Below are 19,330 nucleotides of genomic sequence, written 5' to 3' on the forward strand. Positions count from 1 at the left end.
GACTCACCACTCCGGCTTCGGGTAGACCAGGTCCGCCTGCGTACCCTCGTCACCGTCAGCGAGAACGATCTGGATCTCGTCGTCGATGTACTGCAGGATCATGTGCGCGCTCTGCGGGCGACCGGCCTCGTCCCAGCTCAGCGGGCCGACCACCGTGTCGACGGTGTTCTCGCGCAGCCAGTCGATGAGCTGCTGCTGGCACTCACCCTGTTCCGCGCAGCCGACGGCCTCGACCGCGGCCGCCACCACCTGGCCGGTGGTGAAGGCGTTCGCCTCGTCCTCCTGCGGAGCCTCGCCGTGCAGCTCGGTGTGCGCTTCGACGAACTCCTCGTTCGACGGGTAGGGCGCATCGTTGGAGTAGCCGGTGGGCGCGAGGATGCCGTTCACTTCGCTGATCGCATCGGGGAACTCAGGGTTCGTGGGCGCGGTGCTGAACGCGGCCATCCGCGGCTGGTAGTCCAGCTGCTGCAGGGCGATGATCAGGTTGACCGCGTCCTGGTACTGGGTGCCGCCGACCACCAGGTCGGGGTCGGCGTTGGCGATCGCTGCGGCAATGGCGTCAAAGTCGGTGGCGTTCGGCGGGTAGACCTCGTCCACCACCACCTCGACGCCGGCCTCGACCAGCTGGTCCCGCAGACCGTAGGCGGTGCCCTGGGCGAACGGGTCGTCCATCGAGGCGAACCCGACCGTCTCCGGGCGCTCACCCTCCGGCATCGCCATGATGTACTCGAACAGCAGGTTGTAGTGGTCCTCGGCGACAGCGGGTGCCGCGTAGAACAGGTTCTCGAACCCGTTGGTGAAGACTTCCTCGGCAGCACCTGCGGGCTCGACGAAGAGCATGCCGTACTCCTCGGCTACGCGCGCCGCCGGCACCACGAGGCGGGTGGAGAACGGGCCGAACACCAGGTCCACCTGGTCCTGAGCGATCAGCGACTCGTAGTCGGAGACCACACGGGCCGGGTCGGAGGCGTCGTCGACGATGCTCAGCTCCACCTGCCGGCCGAGGAGACCACCGTTGTCGTTGATCACCTGCGCCCAGGTCTCATACCCTCGCTGCACACCCATACCGGGCTCGGCGAAGTCGCCGGACAGCGGCAGCGAGATGCCGATCTGGATCGGGTCGTCGCCGCCTTCCCCGCCCTCACCCTCACCGGATGAGCCACCACATGCGGTGAGCACCAGAGCAGACGCCGTGGCGACGGCCGCCACTGTGACACGTGTCTTGCGGGACATACTGCCTCCTTGCTAGGCCCGTGCGCGAGAACGGATTCCGCGCGACTGTACGCGGGAATTGAAAGCGCTTTCCGGTACAGTAGGTGAGCAACGGAGCGCAACGCAAGTTGCGCCGTCGATAGTTACCTTTCTGAGATCAACGATGTGGGGCCGGAGCGGAGGCGCTGCGGCGCGGGTTGCTTCGGTCGGGCCAGCGGTGGCGGCGCGGGTCTCAACCGGTCACGGCAGCCATGATTGGATGGCCGGATGGACCAGTTGGCCGAGTACATCGACGACCTGGCGGCGTTCATCACCGCGTCGCCCTCCTCCTACCATGCGGCGGCGGAGGCGGCCCGGCGCCTCGACGATGACGGGTTCACCCCGCTCGCCGAAGATCAGGAGTGGCCCGCGCAGCCGGGTGGCTATTACGTCCTGCGCGACGGCGCTCTGATCGCCTGGCTGCAGCCGGCCGCGGCCGGTCCCACCACGCCCTTCCGGGTGCTCGGCGCGCACACCGACTCCCCGGGTTTCAAGCTGAAGCCGCGGCCGAGCACGGGTTCGCGCGGCTGGTTGCAGGCCGGGGTGGAGGTCTACGGCGGCCCACTGCTGAATTCCTGGCTGGATCGCGAACTGGAGCTGGCCGGGCGGATCGTGCTTCGTGATGGGACACAGCGTCTGGTGCGGACGGGGCCGATGCTGCGCATCCCGCAGCTGGCGATCCACCTGGACCGGGAGGTGAACAACGGGCTCGCACTGGACAAGCAGCGGCACGTCCAGCCGGTCTGGGGTGCGGGTGAGGACGGCGATCTGCTCGGGGTGATCGGTCAGTTTGCCGGGGTGGACGCCGCCGAGATCGGCGGGTACGACCTGCTCACCGCAGACACGCAGGCACCGGCCCGGTTCGGTCATGACGCTGCCCTGTTCGCCGCCGGCCGGATGGACAACCTGGTGTCCGTGCACGCAGGGGTGCGCGCGTTGATCGCCGCCGCTCATCAGGGCGGCGCTGGCGGGCAGATCAGCGTGCTCGCGGCCTTCGACCACGAAGAGCTCGGCTCGCAGACCCGGTCCGGGGCATCGGGTCCGATCCTGGATGACGTGCTGACCCGGGTCGAGGAGAACCTGGGCGCCACCCGTTCCCAGCAGCGGCAGGCCTACGCCGGCTCCTGGTGTCTGTCCGCCGACTGCGGGCATGCGGTCCACCCGAACTACCCGGAGCGGCACGACCCGGCAAACCAGCCGGTGGCCGGCGGGGGAGTGCTGCTGAAGATCAACGCCAACCAGCGCTATGCGACCGACGCCACCGGCGCGGCACTGATGGCCCGGCTGGCCGCACGCTCCGGCGCCCCGGTGCAGGAGTTCGTCTCCAACAACACCGTGCCGTGCGGCTCCACGATCGGTCCGTTGACCGCTACCCGGCTGGGCATCCGGACCGTGGACGTGGGAGTGCCGTTGCTGTCCATGCACTCGGCCCGAGAGCTCGTGCACACTGCCGACGCCGTGGCACTGGGTGATCTGGCCGGGGCGTTCTTCGCCGGCGCCTGATACGAGCCACTCACCAGCCCCGCCAGCGGGGCAGTGCCTTCTTCCTTGCCGCAGAGTGATCACGAATCGAGAAGCAGGGCGGCAGGGCTTGTTCGTAGCGTGTGAGTCAGCCGGAGAGAACGCGGGCGCAGAGCTCGCCGGACACGCCGGATCACACGCACCGAACGGATGAATCCGATGACTCGCATCACGTCTTTGACCTTGGTTTCCACCGACCCCGCCGGCACCGCCGCTGTGTGCTCCGCGCTCGGTGTGGCCGACCGGATCCACGCCACCGGAGACCCCGAGCCGAGCGAGGGGTACCGCGGCTACGGCATCTCCCTGGTGACCGAGCAGCCCGGTAACGTGGATGCGCTCGTTGCGGCAGCGGTCGACGCCGGAGCAACAGTTCTCCAGGAGCCCGCTAAGTCGTTCTGGGGGTACGGGGCGATCGTGGCGTCCGTGGACGGCGCGATCTGGCGGTTCGGCACGTCCTCGAAGAAGCACATGGGCGCTGCCGCGCCGGAGTTCAAGGACCTGGTACTGCTGCTCGGCGTGGACGACGTCAAGGCCAGCAAACAGTTCTACGCCGGCCGCGGTTTCGAGGCGGGGCGCAGCTTTGGCGGCAAGTATGCCGAGTTCCCCGCCTCCGGTGAAGGGATCACACTGGCGCTCTACCCCCGCAAGGCCGCGGCCAAGGAGATCGGGGCAGATCCGGCGGGCTCCGGGTCGCACCGGCTGGTGATCGGCACCGACGGTCCGGCGTTCACCGACGCAGACGACTACATCTGGGAGACCGCGCAGGTTTCGGTCTGATCCCCCCTCCCTCCCACCCAGCCGGTCGTCATGTCAGGGGTGCGCCTGAGCGCACTGTGAAGGCTCACGAGATCGGTAGCGGTGGAAGTCTCACCACATCGGTGACACCGGAGGGGTCTTGCCCTTGATGCTGGGGCATGACCAGAGATGGGGTACCGGTGGGTCCGGAGCTGGCGGCGTTGGTGGCGCGGTATGTGGGTGGGGAGTCGTTCAACGTGCGTGCGGAGTGCGCGCGGATCGGGACAACGACGAAGACGTTCTATAAGTACCGCAAACGCTATGCCGAGGAGGGTGTCGAGGGTTCTTTCCGCGTTCTCGTCGTCCGCGCGGTAACCCGCGGGCGGTCAGGCCAGCGGTCCAGGACGCGGTGGTGCTGGCTCGCAAGGAACTCGATGATGGGGCTGGGACCCGGCGCGGACCAGATCGGTTACTGGCTCCAGGACCACCCCGACCGGTGGGACAGCGTCCAGCCGCTGCCCTCACGCGCCACGATCAACCGGATCCTGGAGCGTCGCGGAATGATCGTGGCGATACCGCAGCGTCGCCCCCGTCGCTCCTGGCGCCGGTTCGAGGCCGAGGCCTCTAACACCCGATGGCAGATGGACGGGTTCGAGTGGGACCTGGCCGACGGGCACACGGTAGTGGTACTGGAACTGCTCGATGACTGCTCCCGCTACGACCTGGCCCTGACCGCGGTCCGCAGCGAGAACTCCCTCGATGTCTGGAACACCGTTGCTGGGGCCCTGAGCGAACATGGCATCCCGCGCCTGTTCCTGACGATAACGGCAGCGCGTTCTCCGGACGCCGCCGCGGCTGGACCAGCCGACTGGAGGAGAACCTGACCGCGGTAGGGGTGTGTGCCATCACCAGCAGCGTGAGGCACCCTCAAACCTGCGGCAAGGACGAACGAGCCCACCAGACGGTACTGAAGTGGCTGCGCAAGCAACCCCGTGCCGAGAACATCGCCGACCTGCAAACCCAGCTCGACCAGTACCGCCAGCACTACAACCACAAGCGTCGCAAGAAACACCTAGCCGGGCTCACTCCGGCCCAGCGCTACGCCCTCGGCCCGCTAGATGGGCCCGGCACCAACAGCGCTGCGAACACCCCGATGATCACCCGCGCGAGGGTCTCGGCCAGCGGGTGTCTGGCAGTAAACCGCGAACAATTCAGCGTGGGCCGCAAACACGCCGGTCAACCCGCCCTGGTCATCCGCCAGAACCGACACCTGGCCGTCTTCATCGGTAACCAACTCACCACCCAGATCACCCTCACCGGTCACCCTGGCTACCGCCGCAGGAACCCGTCATAGTGTTACCGAAGTCAAATGACAAAGTGTCACCGATGTCACGAGACACCACAGTGCGCCTGAGCGCACGGTTGACATGACGACCCGGTGGGAGGGGCGGGGGACTAGATCAGACGCGGTGCGGGTGCAAGGCCGTACTCATTGGCGAACGGCTTCGACGGCAGTGCGCAGAGGACGAGCAAGATGATTCCCCCGACGGTGGGGACGAAGGTGATCAGGTAGAGCCAGCCGCTCTGCCCCATGTCATGCAGGCGCCGAACCGTGACAGCGACCGTGGGGACCAGCAAGCCGAGGATCACGATCAGGGTGTAGAAGCCCAGGAGGCCGGCCAGCGGGGACCCTTCGAACCGAAGATTGGACACGCTGACGACAACTGCGGCAAGCAGCCACGGCACCCCCAGAACGAGGAGGTACGCCAGCGCCCACCACCAGTACTCCGGCCGGGTGGCGCGACCCTGGAAGGTGGCGTACTTGGAAAGCACCTCTTTGACCGCGCCCGGCAGGCTCAGCCCGGCAGGGGTGGGGATCTGCGGTGCGGAGAAGGCTGGGTAGGAGGCGTACGGCGAGCCGTAGCCGGGCGCGGGATTCTGACCGGCCACGGAGCCGTACTCGCCCGGCGACCCGTAGCCGCCCGGGGACCCGTAGCCGCCCGGGCCACCGGGCGGTGGCGGTGCGGGCTGCATTCCGGGGATCTGACCGGGCTGCGACCATGGCGAAGGGGCCGAACCCGAACCCGAGCCCGGGCCGGCGCTGGCGTGCGGTGCGGGCGTGCCGCACTGGGGGCAGATCTGACCAGAGGTGACTGGAGCGCCGCAGGTCGCACAGTTCATCGCTTGGCTACTCCAGTTCCCCGCCGGTGCCACGTCGATACACCGCTGCTGGGCAGCAGCCTACTGTGCGGGTTTGGCCAGGTCAGCGTTTCGCGACGGTGAGCAGGAATGCGGTATCGCTGACCGCCTGCACGCTGTGCCGCTCGTCCGGGATGGCGAGGAAGTCGCCGTCGCGTCCTTCCCAGGAGACGTCGCCCGCGGTGAGGGTGAGGCGGCCGTTGATCACCAGGATGGTGGCGTCACCCGGGCTCTCGTGCTCGGCGAGCTCGGTGCCCTCGGTCATCGCGATCACCGTCTGACGCAGCCGCTTCTCGTGGCCCCCGTACACGGTCTCTGCGGCGCGGCCACTGCTGGCCTCGGCCGCACGGCGACCGACCTGCCGCGCCATGGCGTCCAAACTGGGCTTCTGCACGGGCTCCTCCTGGGTCGACATCTGCACCCCATTGAACCGCACACCGCCCCGGCGTGCCCCCGTACCCGCCCGGCGCGCGCATCCAGCCGCGCATACAGCCGCGCATACAGACGGAGGCAAGCTCCGGTGTCGGAGGTGGGTTGTGCCCTACCTCGGATACCGGAACTTACCTCCGACAACTCGGTCAGGGAGTGCGCAGGGAAATCGAGTTGATCGGGGTCAGGTTGAAGACCTGCGAGAACCCGGCCGAGATGAAGGCGCAGTCGGTTCCGTCGCTGCCGTAGCAGACATCGATGGCGGCGCCACCGGTCTGGTTGTTGAAGATCCGGTGGTCCCCGTACTGGTTGTAGATCCGGTGCACGCCGTAGGACCAGAAGACGTGCGACGGGTTGCCCCCGTTCCAGGATTCGTCCGGGTAGATGCAGACCGCACCCGAGGGGCAACCCGTGTCCGGGGCCGGTGGCGTGGCCGGGATGGCCTGCGCCGCGCCGGACAGCCCGACGAATGCGGTCATGGTCAGTGCCACCGTGGCCAGCAGGCCGGTGGCGGCGTTGCGGATTCGCTTCACGGACATCGCCGCGTGCTCCTTTGTGGTTGGCTTCTGCTTGCACCACTGACGCTGCCGGAGGCCACTTTCACTCCAGTTACGGGCGATGACAGCGACCCGGTCCGGACATGACTGAGGGGCCGACCATCTCCGGTCAGCCCCTCAGCGTCCCCCTCGGACGTCGCGCGTGGCGCGTTCAGAAATGACTCTGCACGGCGCCGCTTTCTTCTCGCTTACATCAGCGCTGCGGGAACAGAGACACCGAGTTGATCGGCGTCAGGTTCTCGTCCGTCCATGTCCCGGCCGGAATCGTGACGGTCCAGCTGGAGCCGTCCGAGTCCGGGCTCAGCACTGCATGCGCGCCCCCGGTCTGGTTGTTGAAAACGCGGTGGTCGCCGTACTGGTTGTAGATGCGGTGAGCGTCGTAGGACCAGAAGACGTACGTCGGGTCGCCACCGTTCCAGCCGGTGCCGGGATAGACGCACACGGCGCCGGAGGGGCAACCGGTGTCCGGTGGGGGCGGCCGGTCTGGGACTGCCTGTGCCGCGCCGGACAGCCCGACGAAAGCGGTCATGGTCAGTGCCACCGTGGCCAGCAGGCCGGTGGCGGCGTTGCGGATTCGCTTCACGGACATTGCCGTTCGCTCCTCATCAGTTGGTTCTTGCTTGCACCACTGACGCTCCCGAAGACCACTTTCACCACAGTTACAGGCAATGACAGTGGTTCCCCGTGCGCGGGCACCACTGAGGGGCCGACCCATCCGGCCGGCCCCTCAGTTGCCCCCTGGTTCTTGCGCCCGGAACGAGCGCTGCTCTCTCAGCCGACGTCGTACAGGCTCACGGCGTTGATCGGCGTGAGGTTGGTATCGGTGAAGCTTCCGGGCGCCACGTAGTTGATGGGGGTGTCGCCGTCGCTGGTCCGGCTCAGGCTGGCCCAGGCATTCCCGGTCTGGTTGTTGTAGATCCGGTGCTCGCCGTACTGGTTGTAGATCCGGTGGTCGCCATAGGACCAGAACACATGTGACGGGTCGCCACCGTTCCAGTCGTCGTCCGGGTAGATGCACACGGCACCAGACGGGCACCCGTACATGGAGGCTGTGACGTCGGCCTGGGCCGCCCCGGAGACGCCGACGAGCGCGGTGGTAGTCAGGGCAGCACTGGCGAGCACGCCAGTGAGGGTCTTGCGGATTCGGTGGGTGGTCATTTCGCGGTTCTCCATTCGAGCGCATCGCTCGTGGTGGGGTGACGACGTCGATCGTGTGCTGACTCGATCGGCCGTCATTGCCCGCCCCACGCTCCGCGGTGGCTATTACACGGCCCTTACATCGAGCCACTCCACGGGGGAGTACGCGGCCGCATGCGGGCCACTCCACGGGTGGCCGCTGTGACTTCCCGGCCGCCCGAAGGGAGTACATGACAAGCTCAGGGGCGGTGGCGCCCGAGCATGAGAACCGTGCCACCGAGGTAGCCGGTGGTATCGCGTAGCGCCTGAAGGATCGGGCCGGTAGCCCCCTCCTCGGCCGCGCGGATCAACCGATCGCGCGGTTCCCTCTGCCCGTCCGCCAGCCGCTCCGAAAGCCCTGCCGCCCACTGCTGCAGGCTGACCGCGTCATCGCGGACCCTGGGGACACGCGCCTCCACAGTGTCGGTGATCAGCTGGTCCAGGGGCGTCGCGCCCGCACGCACGGGCGCGGAGGTGATCACGCCCCGGCTCAGGTCCGGCAGAAACGAGTACTTGTGCGGGCCGTTGCTGACAGCGTCGAACTCGGAGGGGAGCACCGCGACCGAGCGGTCGAGGATCGCTCCGCTCTGATACGCCTGGTCGAGCTCGGCGTTGGTGGCGAAGCCAGGTGCGGTGTAGACGGACAGGCCAGCGGTGTAGCCGAGCGCGACTGCGTCCTCATAGCCACGCATCGCGTGGAACTGGTTGGAGGTGGTGTCCGCCGCAAACCGGTAATGCTCCTTCATCCAGTACGCCCAGGTGCAGTGCGGCCGACCGCCGGGGGAGCCGCACGGGCCCACCGGATGGAGCGCGGAGACGTGGAACGAGCGCTTGAACTGCAGGAACAGGGAGAAGTCGACAGCCACCAGGTTCGCGTCATAGCCCACGGTGTTCTCCGTGATCAGCGACGGCAGCACCGGTGCGCCGGTGATCGCGGCACCGAGTCGGGTGAGCAGCTGCTCCGCCTCGCGGATGACGGCGTAGCCGTAGGCGAACTCACTGAACTGAGCGTCAGGCATCAGGACTCAGGATCGGTCGGGATATACACGCAGGGGAGTGTAGCGGTGGGTGAGGCGCGGCTGCTGTCCTCGCTACCATCCGGACACCGCAAACCCACGCTCGCCGGCCGACGCCCTGGTGGGTGCGGCCGGCGAGGGTGAGAGGGGTCAGCGCCCGCCGAGTAGTGAGCCGAGCCAGTCGAGCAGCTCGCGCAGCATGCGCTGGAGGAAGTCCCAGATCGATTCCGGAGCGTCTTCGGGGGCGACGACGGTGAGGTCCAGCTCGACCGAGCCTTCGGTGAAGTTGGCGCTCTCGCCGTAGACCAGGCCGATGGTGTACTCACCCGGTGCGGTGCCTTCGGGGATCGTCACCTCGGTACTGAAGGAGCCGTCCTCGGTGACGCGCACGGGGTCACCGACCGGTTCGCCGTCGACGATCACCTGCAGGTTCCCCTGCGGCTGGCCGTCGTTACCCTCGAGTGCGGTGACGCGACCGTCCAGAGTGAGGCTGTCACCGGCCTCGAGCTCATCCGTCTCGGGGTACGCCGCCAGCTCGACCGGCGCCTTGACGACCTGGAGTTTGGCGGAGGCTTCGGCGCCGGTGTGGCCCTCGCCGGTGTAGGTGGCGCGGAACCAGTAGCCACCGTGGTTGAGCGGGTAGCCGTGCACGGAGCCGAAGTCCGCAGTGGTGACCGGCACACTAGACGGTATGTAGTGACCTGTCCGGCGTGGAGGGGTTGCGGGCCGGGGCCTCTCTCACACATGTTCGTGGGTTACCGAGCAGGGGCCGCCTGCTCGGCCTATCCGACAGTTGTGGGAGGCCCCGGTGTTTACCGAGCGTACGAGTGTGGGGCTCGACGTGCACGCAAGGTCGGTCGTTGCTGCAGCGATCGATGGCGTCACGGGCGAGTTCTTCCGAACTAGATTGACGCCTTCGCATGAGGAGATCCGATCCTGGGTGAACGACCTGCCTGGCCCGGCGGCGGTCGCTTATGAGGCTGGCCCGACAGGGTTCGGGTTGTATCGGCATCTGATGGCGACTGGGATCCGGTGCGAGGTGGTGGCGCCGTCGAAGTTGCAGCGCCCCAGTGGCGATCGTGTGAAGACCGATGCCAGGGACGCGGTGCATCTGGCGCGGTTGCTCCGGCTGGATGAGTTCACCGCCGTGAGGGTCCCGACCGTGGACGAGGAAAATGCTCGTGATCTGGTCCGTGCTCGTGAGGACGCCCGTGGTGATCTGATGCGGGCTCGCCACCGGCTCTCCAAGCTGCTGCTGCGCCATGGGCTCGTCTATTCCGATGGGCGGGCCTGGACCGGCGTGCATGAGGCGTGGCTACGCCGACAGCGGTTCGAGTCGCACGCACTGCAGTTGACTTATGAGTCTGACTTCGAGGCTGTGTTGACGGTCCAGGCGCGCCGGGACCGCCTCAATGAAGCGATCGCGGCGATGGCCGCGGACAGTGAATTCACTCCGATCGTGCGACGCCTTGGCTGCCTGCGCGGGATCGGCGACCTGACCGGACTGGCCCTGGCGGTCGAGGTTGGCGACTGGCACCGCTTCACCGGAAACAGCATCGGCTCGTTCGTCGGCCTTGTCCCTTCGGAGTACTCCTCCGGTGCCTCCCGGGTCCAGGGCTCGATCACCAAGACCGGCAACACTCACGTGCGGCGGCTCCTGGTCGAAGCCGCCTGGCACCACCGAGCCCGCTACGTGATCGGCAAGACCATCCAGGACCGCTGGGAACTGGCCCCACCGGCTGCCCGGGCCCGTGGCGATGCCGGGAACCGGCGCCTGCACCAGCGCTGGAACACCTTCCGCGAACGCCGCAAGCGCCACGTGGTCGCCAACGTCGCCATCGCCCGAGAACTGGCCGGCTGGTGCTGGTCCCTGGCAGTACTCGAGGAATAGTCCCCACAGACCGCTTCGCCGACCAACGCGGTGGGAGCAGCGCGTGGAGCGACCCGCGACACAGCTATGAGCAACCGGGCCCCTGGGCCAGGCCACGCTCGACCCTAGACACGCGGACCGCTCCTGCCGAACACCCCGTCCTGCGGTAACCAACCCGCGCATATCAGTCTGACCGCGCGTCGCCAACGACACGCTCACCACCTACCCAGGCCGGCGAAGCAGAGGCGCCCGCCCCCAGTAACGGGGGACGGGCGCCTCACCCTGCCACTTGACAAAAACGGCTACATATCAGCTGACCCGTCGACCACGTCCGCGCTCACGGTGCGCCCGTTCAGCAGGAAGCTCACCGTGCCCGAGGTGACCGGATCGCCGTCGACGGTCTCTACCGCGGCCACCAACTCACCCGTGGAGCCGTAGACCATCTCGGCATCCTGCACGCGCACCACGGTCTCGCTCGTCGCCGGGTTCACCGTGGTGGTCAGCGCGAAGGAGGCGGCGTTGAAGTTCCCGTGCCGCGGGAGGGTCAGCTCCACGGTGTGCTCTCCGGGCTGCCAGGACTCGGGCGCGGTGAACTCCGTCACGAACCCACCGTCGTCGCCCACCCGCACCGGGTCACCGACCGGTTCGCCGTCGACGACGAGCTGCAGGCTGCCCTGAGGCTGGCCCTCGTGGTCGGGCTGAGCGGTGAGCCGGCCCTCGATCGCGACCGCCTCGCCCGGGACAGCCTCCGGGGCGATCGTGGCCTCAAGGGCCGGATCGGCGGGGCTCACCTGGAGTTTGGCGGAGGCTTCGGCGTCGGTGTGGCCCTCGCCGGTGTAGGTGGCGCGGAACCAGTAGCCGCCGGTGTTCAGCGGGTAGCCGTGCACGGAGCCGAAGTCCGCAGTGGTGACCGGCACACTGGCTGACCCGTCGACCACGTCCGCGCTCAGGGTGCGCCCGTTCAGCAGGAAGCTCACCGTGCCCGAGGTGACCGGATCGCCGTCGACGGTCCCCACCGCAGCCACCAGCTCACCCGTGGAGCCGTAGACCATCTCGGTGGCCTGAAGACTCACCACAGCCTCGGCCACCGCCGGTGACTCGGTGAGGTCCCGGGTGATGGCCGGCGCAGCCAGTGCCTGGCCGGGTGCTGGTGCAGGGGCAGCGTGGGCGCCCGGCACCACGATCATCGATGCGGCAACTGCCGCGGCCACCGTGCCGGCGATCCGGGCCGGCCGGGGAAGGTGGTGCCGCTTCGCGGGCACGCTCATCTCGGTACTCCTTGGTGGAAGTCACGGCACAGCGCGGGACTTGCGGCCCGGGTGCCCTGTCATCCCGACAGTAGAGGCGGTGTTGGAGGCACTCCAAGCCGTTGGCCAAGAGTTCATCAATGCGTCACCAAGGGCGACGGCGCAGGCCGGGGTGGCAGTCCGGCCTGGCGGGTGCGGGTGTGGCTAGGTCAGGAGAAGTCGAGCCCGAGGAGAGCGTTCTCGGTGACCTCGGCCAGCGCCGGGTGGATCCAGTACTGCTTGGTGGCCACCTCGCGCACGTCCAGATCGAACGCCAGCACGGTGATCATCTGGTGGATCAGCGTGGCGGCCTGCGGGCCCAGGTAGTGGGCGCCGAGGAGCTTGCCGGTGTCCCGGTCGGCCACCAGCTTGCAGATTCCGGTGGTGTCCTCCATCGCCCAGCCGTAGGCCACATCGCCATAGTTCTGCACCTTGACCGTGACCGCATAGCCCTGGCCGCGCGCCTCGGCCTCGGTCAGGCCGACGGTGGCGATCTGCGGGTGGGTGAAGATCGCGGACGGCACGTGCTCGTGTGGCATCGCCTGCAGGTCCTCGGGATGGAGCAGATTGTGCCGGACGGCGCGCATCTCGGCGTTGGCGACGTGCTTGAGCATGTACGGGGAGGACACGTCCCCGAGTGCCCACACGCCGTCGGCAGTAGTGGACCGGCCGTACTGGTCGACCTGCACGCCGCCCTGGTCGGTCATCGCGATGCCACCGGCCGCGAGGTCGAGCCGGTCGCCGTTCGGGATCCGCCCGGTGGCCACCAGAAGCACGTCGGCGGTGACCGTAGCGCCGTCGTCCAGGCGCACGCTCACCCCCTGCTCGGACTCGTCGGCGCCGACCACCGTGCGGCCGCGCAGGACCGTGAAGCGCTCCGCGGCGAGGTTGTTGAAACGCTCGTGCAGATCGGCGTCCAGGTGGCGCAGCAGCGGGGAGCGGGAGACGACGGTGACCTCGACCCCCAGGGCGTCGAAGACGTGCGCGAACTCCATCGCGATGAACCCGCCGCCGACGATCACCAGCGACTTCGGCAGCTCGGGCAACCGCATGATGTCGTCGTTGGTGTGATAGTGCACGCCGGAGGCGGTGATCGCCTCCGGGATGAACGGCCGGGAGCCGGCAGCGATGACGATCTGGTCGCCGGAGATGATCTTCTCGTCCGCTCCCTGCCCGGTGCGCAAGGTGCGTGCACCGACGAACACGGCGTGCTGGTCGTAGACATCGATGTTCGGTGTCTCGGGGCCGCGGCGGTAGGCCTCCCCACCCGCGGCAATCAGATCGATGCGCTGGTCGAAGATGCGGGTGCCGATACCCGGCCAGTCGACGGCGTTGACCTGGGCGTCGAGGCCGAGCCGGCCGGACTGGGCGGTCTCCAGGGCGACATCGGCCGCGTACACGTGCATCTTGGTGGGAATGCAGCCCACGTTCAGGCAGGTACCGCCGAAGGTGCCCTCCTCGACGATGGCGATCGACCGGTCGTCGAACTCCGGGCCGGGGATCGAGTTTCCCGATCCGGTACCGATGATGATCAGATCGTAGCGGGCGTCTACTGCGATGTCGGGTGCCGGGCTAGCCATAGTTTGACACTATCCGCTCGCGCGGGCGCTTCCGGACGGCCGGCGGCGGGCGCGTGGCGGGTAGACCAGACTCGTCGGAGGTACCTTCCACGATCGGAGGCAAGCTGTAACCTCCCTCGGATCGTGCAAGGTACCTCCGACGGGCGAACGTCAGCGGGGCTCGGCTACGCGGGACCTCGTTCCTCGGCCCCACTCCGCCTCACTCCTCACAAATCTGTACCTGTGACGATTTGCTTGCGGGGCTCGGCTACGCGGGACCTCGTTCCTCGGCCCCACTGCGCCTCACTCCTCACAAATCGTAGTAAAGCTCGAACTCGTGGGGGTGTGGGCGCACGCGCACGGCATCCACCTCATTGGTGCGCTTGTACTCGATCCAGGTGTCGATCAGGTCCGGGGTGAACACATCACCCTCGGTGAGATAGTCGAAATCTGCCTCGAGGGCGTTCAGCGCGCCGGTGAGGGAGTCCGGCACCTGCTCGATGTCCGCGTGCTCCTCCGGCGGCAGCTCATACAGGTCCTTGTCGATCGGCTCCGGCGGCTCGATCCGGTTCTTCACCCCGTCGATCCCGGCCATCAGCATCGCCGCGAACGCCAGGTACGGGTTCGACGAGGGGTCCGGTACCCGGTACTCCACCCGCTTTGCCTTCGGCGAGGCCCCGGTCACCGGAATCCGGATACACGCGGACCGGTTCCGCGCCGAGTACACCAGGTTGACCGGCGCTTCGAACCCGGGAACCAGGCGGTGATAAGAGTTCAGCGAAGGGTTGGTGAACGCCAGCAGGCTCGGCGCGTGCCGGAGCAGCCCGCCGATGTACCAGCGCGCCATGTCGGAGAGACCGCCGTAGCCGCGCTCGTCGTAGAACAGCGGCTCGCCGCCGGCCCACAAGCTCTGGTGGGAGTGCATCCCGGACCCGTTGTCCCCGAAGATCGGCTTCGGCATGAACGTGGCCGACTTGCCGGCGTTCCAGGCCACGTTCTTGATGATGTACTTGAACTTCATCAGATCGTCGGCCGCCGAACGCAGCGTGTTGAACCGGTAGTTGATCTCCTGCTGCCCGGCGGTGCCCACCTCGTGGTGCGCCCGCTCGACCTCGAGGCCCGCGGCCTGCATCACGGTGACCATCTCATCCCGCAGGTCGGCCATCTGGTCGTTCGGGGAGACGGGGAAGTAGCCGCCCTTGTACCGGGTCTTGTAGCCGCGGTTGCCGCCGTCCTCGTCCCGGCCGGTGTTCCACGCGGCCTCGTTGGAGTTGATGAAGTAAAAACTCGCCTCGGGGCTGGTCTGGAACCGGACGTCGTCAAAGATGTAGAACTCTGCCTCGGCCCCGAAGAACACCGTGTCCGCGATACCGGTGGAGGTCAGGTACGCCTCGGCCTTGGCCGCGATGTTGCGCGGGTCGCGCGAGTACGGCTCGTCGGTGAACGGGTCCACGATGGAGAAGTTGACCACCAGGGTCTTCTCCTTGCGGAACGGGTCCACGAACGCGCTGGTCACGTCGGGTACCAACTTCATGTCCGACTCGTGGATCGCCTGGAAGCCGCGGATGGAGGAGCCGTCGAACATCAGGCCCTCGGTGAACGCCTCGCCGGTGAACGCCTCGACCGGGATGTTGAAGTGCTGCATCACCCCCGGGAGGTCGCAGAAGCGCACGTCGACGAACTTGACGTCCTGCTCCTTCGTGAAGGCGATGGCCTCCTCGGCACTACTGAACATCCGTTGCTCCTCGGTGTTGGTGTGTTGCCGCACACGCTATTGCGACGGCGTTTCTGCGCCGTCACCGCAATGTGTCGGCAATGTTAACCGCACCTAGGTGAGCCGTGGGCGCGGCGACCTTCATCTGGACACTCACCTTCCGCCGTCGACGGCGTAACCTGGCCTGGTGAGTGACGTCACCCAGGATCGGGGTTCTCAGGCCTCCCGCGGCTCGCGGGCAGACGAGGACGCGCCGCAGTTCCCGGGCTACTGGGGCCGGCGGATCGCGGCGATCTGCATCGACTGGGCGCTGGCCTCGGCGATCAGCGCCGGTTTCTTCGCCTACGACCCGATGGCCACCCTGGCGGTCTTCGGCCTGATGACGTTCCTGCTCGTCGGCACCGCCGGCACCACGATCGGGCACCGGATCCTCGGGGTGGGGATGCGCACGCTGGCCGGCGGCCTGCCCGGTCCGCTGCGCGGACTGGCGCGCACGGTGGGGGTGCTGCTGGTGATCCCGGCGGTGGTCACCGACCCGGTCGGTCGCAGCCTGCACGACCGGTGGTCCGGGACGCAGGTCGTGCGGCTGTAGAGGCGGCGAGCACCCACCGGCACGCGCGCGCTCACATCGACCGCTGGTTTCACCCTGATCGGCGCCCACACGGGCGTACAGTTCGGCCATGACCGGAAGCAGACAGCGGGTGGTGATCCTCGGCGCCGGGTTCGGCGGCCTTGAGGTGGCATCGATGCTCTCCCAGGCGCTGGGCGACGAGGCGGAGACCACCCTCGTCGACCGCGCGGAGAGTTTCGTGTTCGGGTTCTCCAAGCTCGACTTCATGTTCGGCCACACCGAGGCCGAGCATGTGCGGCTGCCCTACGCCGACGCGGCCCATCCCGGTGTGCGGATGGTGCGCGCCGAGGTGCTCGGTATCGATCCGGTGGCGCGCACTGTCACCCTCAGCTCCGGTGAGCTCGCCGCGGACATCCTGGTCATCGCCCTGGGCGCTGACCTCGATCCGGCTGCGACCCCCGGACTGGTGGAAGCCGGGCACGAGTTCTACACGGTCCCCGGTGCCGAGGCGGCTCGCGATGCGCTGCAGGCGTTCGACGGCGGCCGGGTGGTGGTCGCGGTGACGTCCACGCCGTTCAAGTGCCCGCCCGCGCCGAGCGAGACGGCGCTGCTGCTGCACGACTTCCTCACCGAACGGGGGCTGCGGGACAAGTCGACGATCGACCTGGTGATGCCGTTGCCGAAGCCGGTGCCGCCCTCGCCGGCAGCGTCCGAGGTGATCCTCGCGGCGTTCGAGGAGCGGGGGATCGGTTGGCATCCCGGCCAGCTGGTGCGCTCGGTGGACCCGGCGGCGCGCACGGTTGCGCTGGGCGACGGTGGCGAGATGGCGTTCGATCTGCTGCTCGCGGCTCCGAAGCATCACGCGCCTCAGGTGGTGGTCGACGCTGGCCTGACCGAGGACGGCTGGATCCCGGTGGACCGGCGCACGTTGCGCACCAGATTCGACGGTGTCTTCGCGGTCGGGGACGTCACCAGCGTCGGCACACCCAAGGCCGGGGTCTTCTCCGAGGGGCAGGCCGCAGTGGTCGCCGAGCAGATCATCGAGCAGGTGCGGGGAGGATCGTCTGCGGCCGAATACGGGGGCCAGGGAGTCTGCTTGATGGAGTTCGGTGGCGGGCAGGTGGCGAAGGTGGACGTGACCTTTGCCCCGGACCGTGCGCCGTACGGCGGAATGGTCGGGCCATCGGTGGAGAACGCCCAGGAGAAGCAGTCGTTCGGCGCCGAGCGGGCCCGCAGGTGGTTCGGGCGCGACTGGGTTCCGGTGCCCGCACGCAAGTAGTCGGTGCGTGCAGGTGGTCTCCCCGCGCTCTCTGCTACCCCACGTGCACCCGAGGGCGTTGACTGATATCCGGTTCGGCTCGGCGCAGGATCTCGCGCGTGACCGGGGCGATCTCGCCGGCTCCGAGGACCAGGAAGCGGAGCAAGTTGGTGAGCGGGTTCCCCTCCGTCCAGCCGAAGTACATCTGCGGTACCTCCGCAGTGATGTTCCGCAGGTACAGCAGAACCGAGGCGATGGAGTTCGGTATGGCCGGGCCGTGCACCTCGAGGACCCGGTACCCGTGCCGGGTCGTGCCGTGGACGTTGAGTTCGGTCTCGAACTCGGACGAGTCCTCGACGACCACCTCCAGGAAGAAGACATTGGCGTCTGCGGGCAGGTGGTGAACGACGGTGACCGCAGCGAGCTTCTCCCGGTAGGTGAGCGTCCCCTGCTCGCGGGGATCGCGGGCGATGAGGTACAACGGCCCCTGCTCCAGGGCGACCCGGAACTCTACTGCCGTGGCGGCCAGGCGGACCCCGGTTGCGTGCAGCTCGAACGAACGTCGGGCCCTGGAGGCGAAGGAGATCACCAGGAGGCCACCGATGAAGATCCCGGCGGTGCGGATACCGTCGGGACGCTCCACGATATTGGCAACCGTGGTGTAGACGAACACCAGGGTGATCAGGGCGAAGCCCACCGTGGCTCGCCGCTGTCCCTGCTTCCGGGCAGAGAGCATCACGGCGACGGCTGCCGAGCTGATCAGGACCAGCACTCCGGTGGCATAGGCGCCGCCCTGGGCGTTCACGTCCGCGTCGAAGGCCACGGTGACGGCGAAAGCGACCGCCAGCAGCACCAGCACGAGGGGGCGGGAGGCCCGGGCCCACGGTGGCGCCATGCCGTATCGCGGCAGAAAGCGTGGCACCAGGTTCAGCAGTCCGGCCATGGCCGAGGCTCCGGCGAACCAGAGGATCGTGATCGTGCTGAGGTCGTAGACGGTCCCGAACCCCTCGCCCACCTGCTCATGGGCCAGATAGGCCAGTGCTCGCCCGGTGGCCTGGCCGCCGGGTTGGAACTCCTGGCCGGGGATCAGCAGCACAGTGGCGAAGTTGGAGGTCAGCAGGAAGGCGCTCATGATCACCGCGGCCGTGCTCAGCAGGCGTGTGGTGCCCCGGATGCGGCCCTCCGGGCGGTCCTCAGTGTCTCGGGCCGCACCGCGCACCTGGGGCATGACGGCGACCCCGGTCTCGAATCCGGAGAGTCCGAGGGCGAGTTTCGGGAACACCAGGAGGGCCAGTGCCACCGCGATCACCGGGTTGCCGTGAGCTGTGGTGACAGCCGTCCACCAGTCGCCGATGACGAGCGGCTGACCAAGCACCTGGATCAGGCAGATAAGGATCAGTACTGCGGTCAGCGCCAGGTAGGCCCCGACCACGAGTACCGCCAGGCCGATCGCCTCCCGGAAGCCGCGGAGGAACACGACGCCCAGCGCACCCAGTAGCCCCAAGGTGATGCCCACCTCATGGCCGGCGAGTCCGGCAGGCATGAAGGGGTTGTGGATCAGGTGTGCGGTGGCGTCGGCCGTCGACAGCGTCATGGTGATCATGAAGTCGGTCATCGCGAACCCGAGGAGCGTCAGCACGAGAAGTTTCCCGCGCCAGTGCGGCAGCAGGCGTTCGAGCATCGCGATCGAGCCCGCCCCGTGCGGGCTCTCTCGCGCCACCCGCCGGTACACCGGCAAAGCTCCGAGCACGGTGACCAGCACCAGCACGAGGGTAGCCAGCGGGGACAGCACGCCGACGGCCAGTGCGGCGATCGCCGGCTGGTAGCCGAGCGTGGAGAAGTAGTCGACGCCGGTCAGGCACATCACCCGCCACCACCGGTGCCGCAGATCCTTCTCGCCGGCACGCGCGAAGGGCCCATGGCGCAGGCCACGAAACTCGGGCAGGTCGTGCAACAGCCATTGCCGGAGCCTCGCACCGCCTGAGGGCTTCGGCCGACGGAACCGATCCGGAGATCGGCCCAGCGAGGTCACGGCGCAGTCCTGCGGATGACTTTCGCTCGTATCGCTCGTGCCTCACCGGGCCGTGCGTTCATGGCCCTATCTTCGAGCTAACCGGCAGAACGTGCCATCCGTGCGCTCAGCAGGGTCGTCGACAGCGATCCGGTCGTTGCTCGACAACCTCCCTGC

Annotated in this window: 19 protein-coding genes; 7 read left to right on the forward strand and 12 right to left on the reverse strand. The window is 67.9% G+C overall.

All coding sequences use genetic code 11. The features are described 5' to 3' along the window. Positions 1–3: 3 nt before the first annotated feature. Positions 4–1,233, reverse strand: coding sequence for an amino acid ABC transporter substrate-binding protein (locus tag FU260_RS11855; protein ID WP_147917250.1), 1,230 nt, complete (start codon positions 1,231–1,233; stop codon positions 4–6). Between the two features lie 246 nt (positions 1,234–1,479). On the opposite strand from FU260_RS11855, the gene FU260_RS11860 reads away from it, so the two are divergent. The 4 genes from FU260_RS11860 to FU260_RS11870 all read left to right on the forward strand — a co-directional run bounded on the left by FU260_RS11860 (position 1,480) and on the right by FU260_RS11870 (position 4,861). Next, positions 1,480–2,754 (forward strand): M18 family aminopeptidase, encoded by a 1,275-nt coding sequence (locus FU260_RS11860; protein ID WP_147917251.1) that lies wholly within the window; start codon positions 1,480–1,482, stop codon positions 2,752–2,754. A gap of 177 nt (positions 2,755–2,931) precedes the next feature. Further along, positions 2,932–3,549, forward strand: a complete 618-nt coding sequence (locus tag FU260_RS11865) for a VOC family protein (protein WP_147917252.1) — start codon at positions 2,932–2,934, stop codon at positions 3,547–3,549. 137 nt (positions 3,550–3,686) lie between these two features. Further along, a complete protein-coding gene (locus FU260_RS23590) occupies positions 3,687–4,391 on the forward strand; it encodes a hypothetical protein (protein ID WP_168211757.1) in 705 nt (234 codons plus the stop codon). 32 nt (positions 4,392–4,423) lie between these two features. Further along, on the forward strand, positions 4,424–4,861 hold the full coding sequence (locus FU260_RS11870; RefSeq protein ID WP_168211758.1) for an integrase core domain-containing protein: 438 nt from the start codon (positions 4,424–4,426) through the stop codon (positions 4,859–4,861). A gap of 101 nt (positions 4,862–4,962) precedes the next feature. Here the strand turns inward: FU260_RS11870 and FU260_RS11875 are convergent, their stop codons facing one another. The 7 genes from FU260_RS11875 to FU260_RS11905 form a co-directional block, all read right to left on the reverse strand. Beyond that, a complete protein-coding gene (locus FU260_RS11875; RefSeq protein ID WP_147917254.1) occupies positions 4,963–5,541 on the reverse strand; it encodes a DUF805 domain-containing protein in 579 nt (192 codons plus the stop codon). A 229-nt stretch (positions 5,542–5,770) separates the two neighbouring features. Then, positions 5,771–6,100 carry a cupin domain-containing protein gene (locus FU260_RS11880; RefSeq protein ID WP_147917255.1) on the reverse strand — a complete coding sequence of 110 codons (330 nt, stop codon included), beginning with the start codon at positions 6,098–6,100 and terminating at the stop codon, positions 5,771–5,773. Between the two features lie 184 nt (positions 6,101–6,284). After that, the gene (locus FU260_RS11885; RefSeq protein ID WP_210418076.1) at positions 6,285–6,674 is read right to left on the reverse strand and encodes a hypothetical protein; all 390 of its coding nucleotides are present in this window, start codon (positions 6,672–6,674) and stop codon (positions 6,285–6,287) included. 211 nt (positions 6,675–6,885) lie between these two features. After that, positions 6,886–7,281, reverse strand: coding sequence for a hypothetical protein (locus FU260_RS11890; RefSeq protein ID WP_147917256.1), 396 nt, complete (start codon positions 7,279–7,281; stop codon positions 6,886–6,888). Positions 7,282–7,463: 182 nt separating this feature from the next. Beyond that, positions 7,464–7,850: a hypothetical protein gene (locus FU260_RS11895; RefSeq protein WP_147917257.1), complete on the reverse strand. Its 387-nt coding sequence runs from the start codon at positions 7,848–7,850 to the stop codon at positions 7,464–7,466. A 218-nt stretch (positions 7,851–8,068) separates the two neighbouring features. Next, positions 8,069–8,887, reverse strand: a complete 819-nt coding sequence (locus tag FU260_RS11900; protein WP_147917258.1) for a hypothetical protein — start codon at positions 8,885–8,887, stop codon at positions 8,069–8,071. Between the two features lie 147 nt (positions 8,888–9,034). Continuing rightward, a complete protein-coding gene (locus FU260_RS11905) occupies positions 9,035–9,565 on the reverse strand; it encodes an Ig-like domain-containing protein (protein WP_168211759.1) in 531 nt (176 codons plus the stop codon). A gap of 127 nt (positions 9,566–9,692) precedes the next feature. Between FU260_RS11905 and FU260_RS11910 the strand changes: the two genes are divergently transcribed. Continuing rightward, positions 9,693–10,775, forward strand: a complete 1,083-nt coding sequence (locus FU260_RS11910) for an IS110 family RNA-guided transposase (protein WP_147915652.1) — start codon at positions 9,693–9,695, stop codon at positions 10,773–10,775. Positions 10,776–11,056: 281 nt separating this feature from the next. Here the strand turns inward: FU260_RS11910 and FU260_RS11915 are convergent, their stop codons facing one another. From FU260_RS11915 to glnA, 3 genes are all read right to left on the reverse strand, one after another. Then, a complete protein-coding gene (locus FU260_RS11915; protein ID WP_147917260.1) occupies positions 11,057–12,022 on the reverse strand; it encodes a hypothetical protein in 966 nt (321 codons plus the stop codon). 188 nt (positions 12,023–12,210) lie between these two features. Then, positions 12,211–13,620 carry a mycothione reductase gene (gene mtr / locus FU260_RS11920; RefSeq protein WP_147917261.1) on the reverse strand — a complete coding sequence of 470 codons (1,410 nt, stop codon included), beginning with the start codon at positions 13,618–13,620 and terminating at the stop codon, positions 12,211–12,213. 289 nt (positions 13,621–13,909) lie between these two features. Continuing rightward, positions 13,910–15,334 carry a type I glutamate--ammonia ligase gene (gene glnA, locus FU260_RS11925; protein ID WP_147917262.1) on the reverse strand — a complete coding sequence of 475 codons (1,425 nt, stop codon included), beginning with the start codon at positions 15,332–15,334 and terminating at the stop codon, positions 13,910–13,912. A gap of 166 nt (positions 15,335–15,500) precedes the next feature. Between glnA and FU260_RS11930 the strand changes: the two genes are divergently transcribed. Next, complete coding sequence (locus FU260_RS11930; RefSeq protein ID WP_147917263.1) at positions 15,501–15,905, forward strand: RDD family protein; 405 nt, start codon at positions 15,501–15,503, stop codon at positions 15,903–15,905. Positions 15,906–15,993: 88 nt separating this feature from the next. Further along, positions 15,994–17,163, forward strand: coding sequence for an NAD(P)/FAD-dependent oxidoreductase (locus FU260_RS11935; RefSeq protein ID WP_147917264.1), 1,170 nt, complete (start codon positions 15,994–15,996; stop codon positions 17,161–17,163). 34 nt (positions 17,164–17,197) lie between these two features. On the opposite strand, the gene FU260_RS11940 is transcribed toward FU260_RS11935, so the two are convergent. After that, entirely contained in the window at positions 17,198–19,174 is a 1,977-nt protein-coding gene (locus tag FU260_RS11940; RefSeq protein ID WP_187368390.1) for an APC family permease, read from the reverse strand. Positions 19,175–19,330 lie beyond the last annotated feature (156 nt).

Source organism: Ruania zhangjianzhongii, from assembly GCF_008000995.1.
GTDB classification, from domain to species: domain Bacteria; phylum Actinomycetota; class Actinomycetes; order Actinomycetales; family Beutenbergiaceae; genus Ruania; species Ruania zhangjianzhongii.

What these genes read in the sequence shown, in the direction of transcription:
- FU260_RS11855 (WP_147917250.1), bottom strand. Translation starts at nt 1,233, where the DNA reads ATGTCCCGCAAGACACGTGTCACAGTGGCGGCCGTCGCCACGGCGTCT.
- FU260_RS11860 (WP_147917251.1), top strand. Translation starts at nt 1,480, where the DNA reads ATGGACCAGTTGGCCGAGTACATCGACGACCTGGCGGCGTTCATCACC.
- FU260_RS11865 (WP_147917252.1), top strand. Translation starts at nt 2,932, where the DNA reads ATGACTCGCATCACGTCTTTGACCTTGGTTTCCACCGACCCCGCCGGC.
- FU260_RS23590 (WP_168211757.1), top strand. Translation starts at nt 3,687, where the DNA reads ATGACCAGAGATGGGGTACCGGTGGGTCCGGAGCTGGCGGCGTTGGTG.
- FU260_RS11875 (WP_147917254.1), bottom strand. Translation starts at nt 5,541, where the DNA reads ATGCAGCCCGCACCGCCACCGCCCGGTGGCCCGGGCGGCTACGGGTCC.
- FU260_RS11885 (WP_210418076.1), bottom strand. Translation starts at nt 6,674, where the DNA reads ATGTCCGTGAAGCGAATCCGCAACGCCGCCACCGGCCTGCTGGCCACG.
- FU260_RS11890 (WP_147917256.1), bottom strand. Translation starts at nt 7,281, where the DNA reads ATGTCCGTGAAGCGAATCCGCAACGCCGCCACCGGCCTGCTGGCCACG.
- FU260_RS11895 (WP_147917257.1), bottom strand. Translation starts at nt 7,850, where the DNA reads ATGACCACCCACCGAATCCGCAAGACCCTCACTGGCGTGCTCGCCAGT.
- FU260_RS11900 (WP_147917258.1), bottom strand. Translation starts at nt 8,887, where the DNA reads ATGCCTGACGCTCAGTTCAGTGAGTTCGCCTACGGCTACGCCGTCATC.
- FU260_RS11915 (WP_147917260.1), bottom strand. Translation starts at nt 12,022, where the DNA reads ATGAGCGTGCCCGCGAAGCGGCACCACCTTCCCCGGCCGGCCCGGATC.
- mtr (WP_147917261.1), bottom strand. Translation starts at nt 13,620, where the DNA reads ATGGCTAGCCCGGCACCCGACATCGCAGTAGACGCCCGCTACGATCTG.
- glnA (WP_147917262.1), bottom strand. Translation starts at nt 15,334, where the DNA reads ATGTTCAGTAGTGCCGAGGAGGCCATCGCCTTCACGAAGGAGCAGGAC.
- FU260_RS11935 (WP_147917264.1), top strand. Translation starts at nt 15,994, where the DNA reads ATGACCGGAAGCAGACAGCGGGTGGTGATCCTCGGCGCCGGGTTCGGC.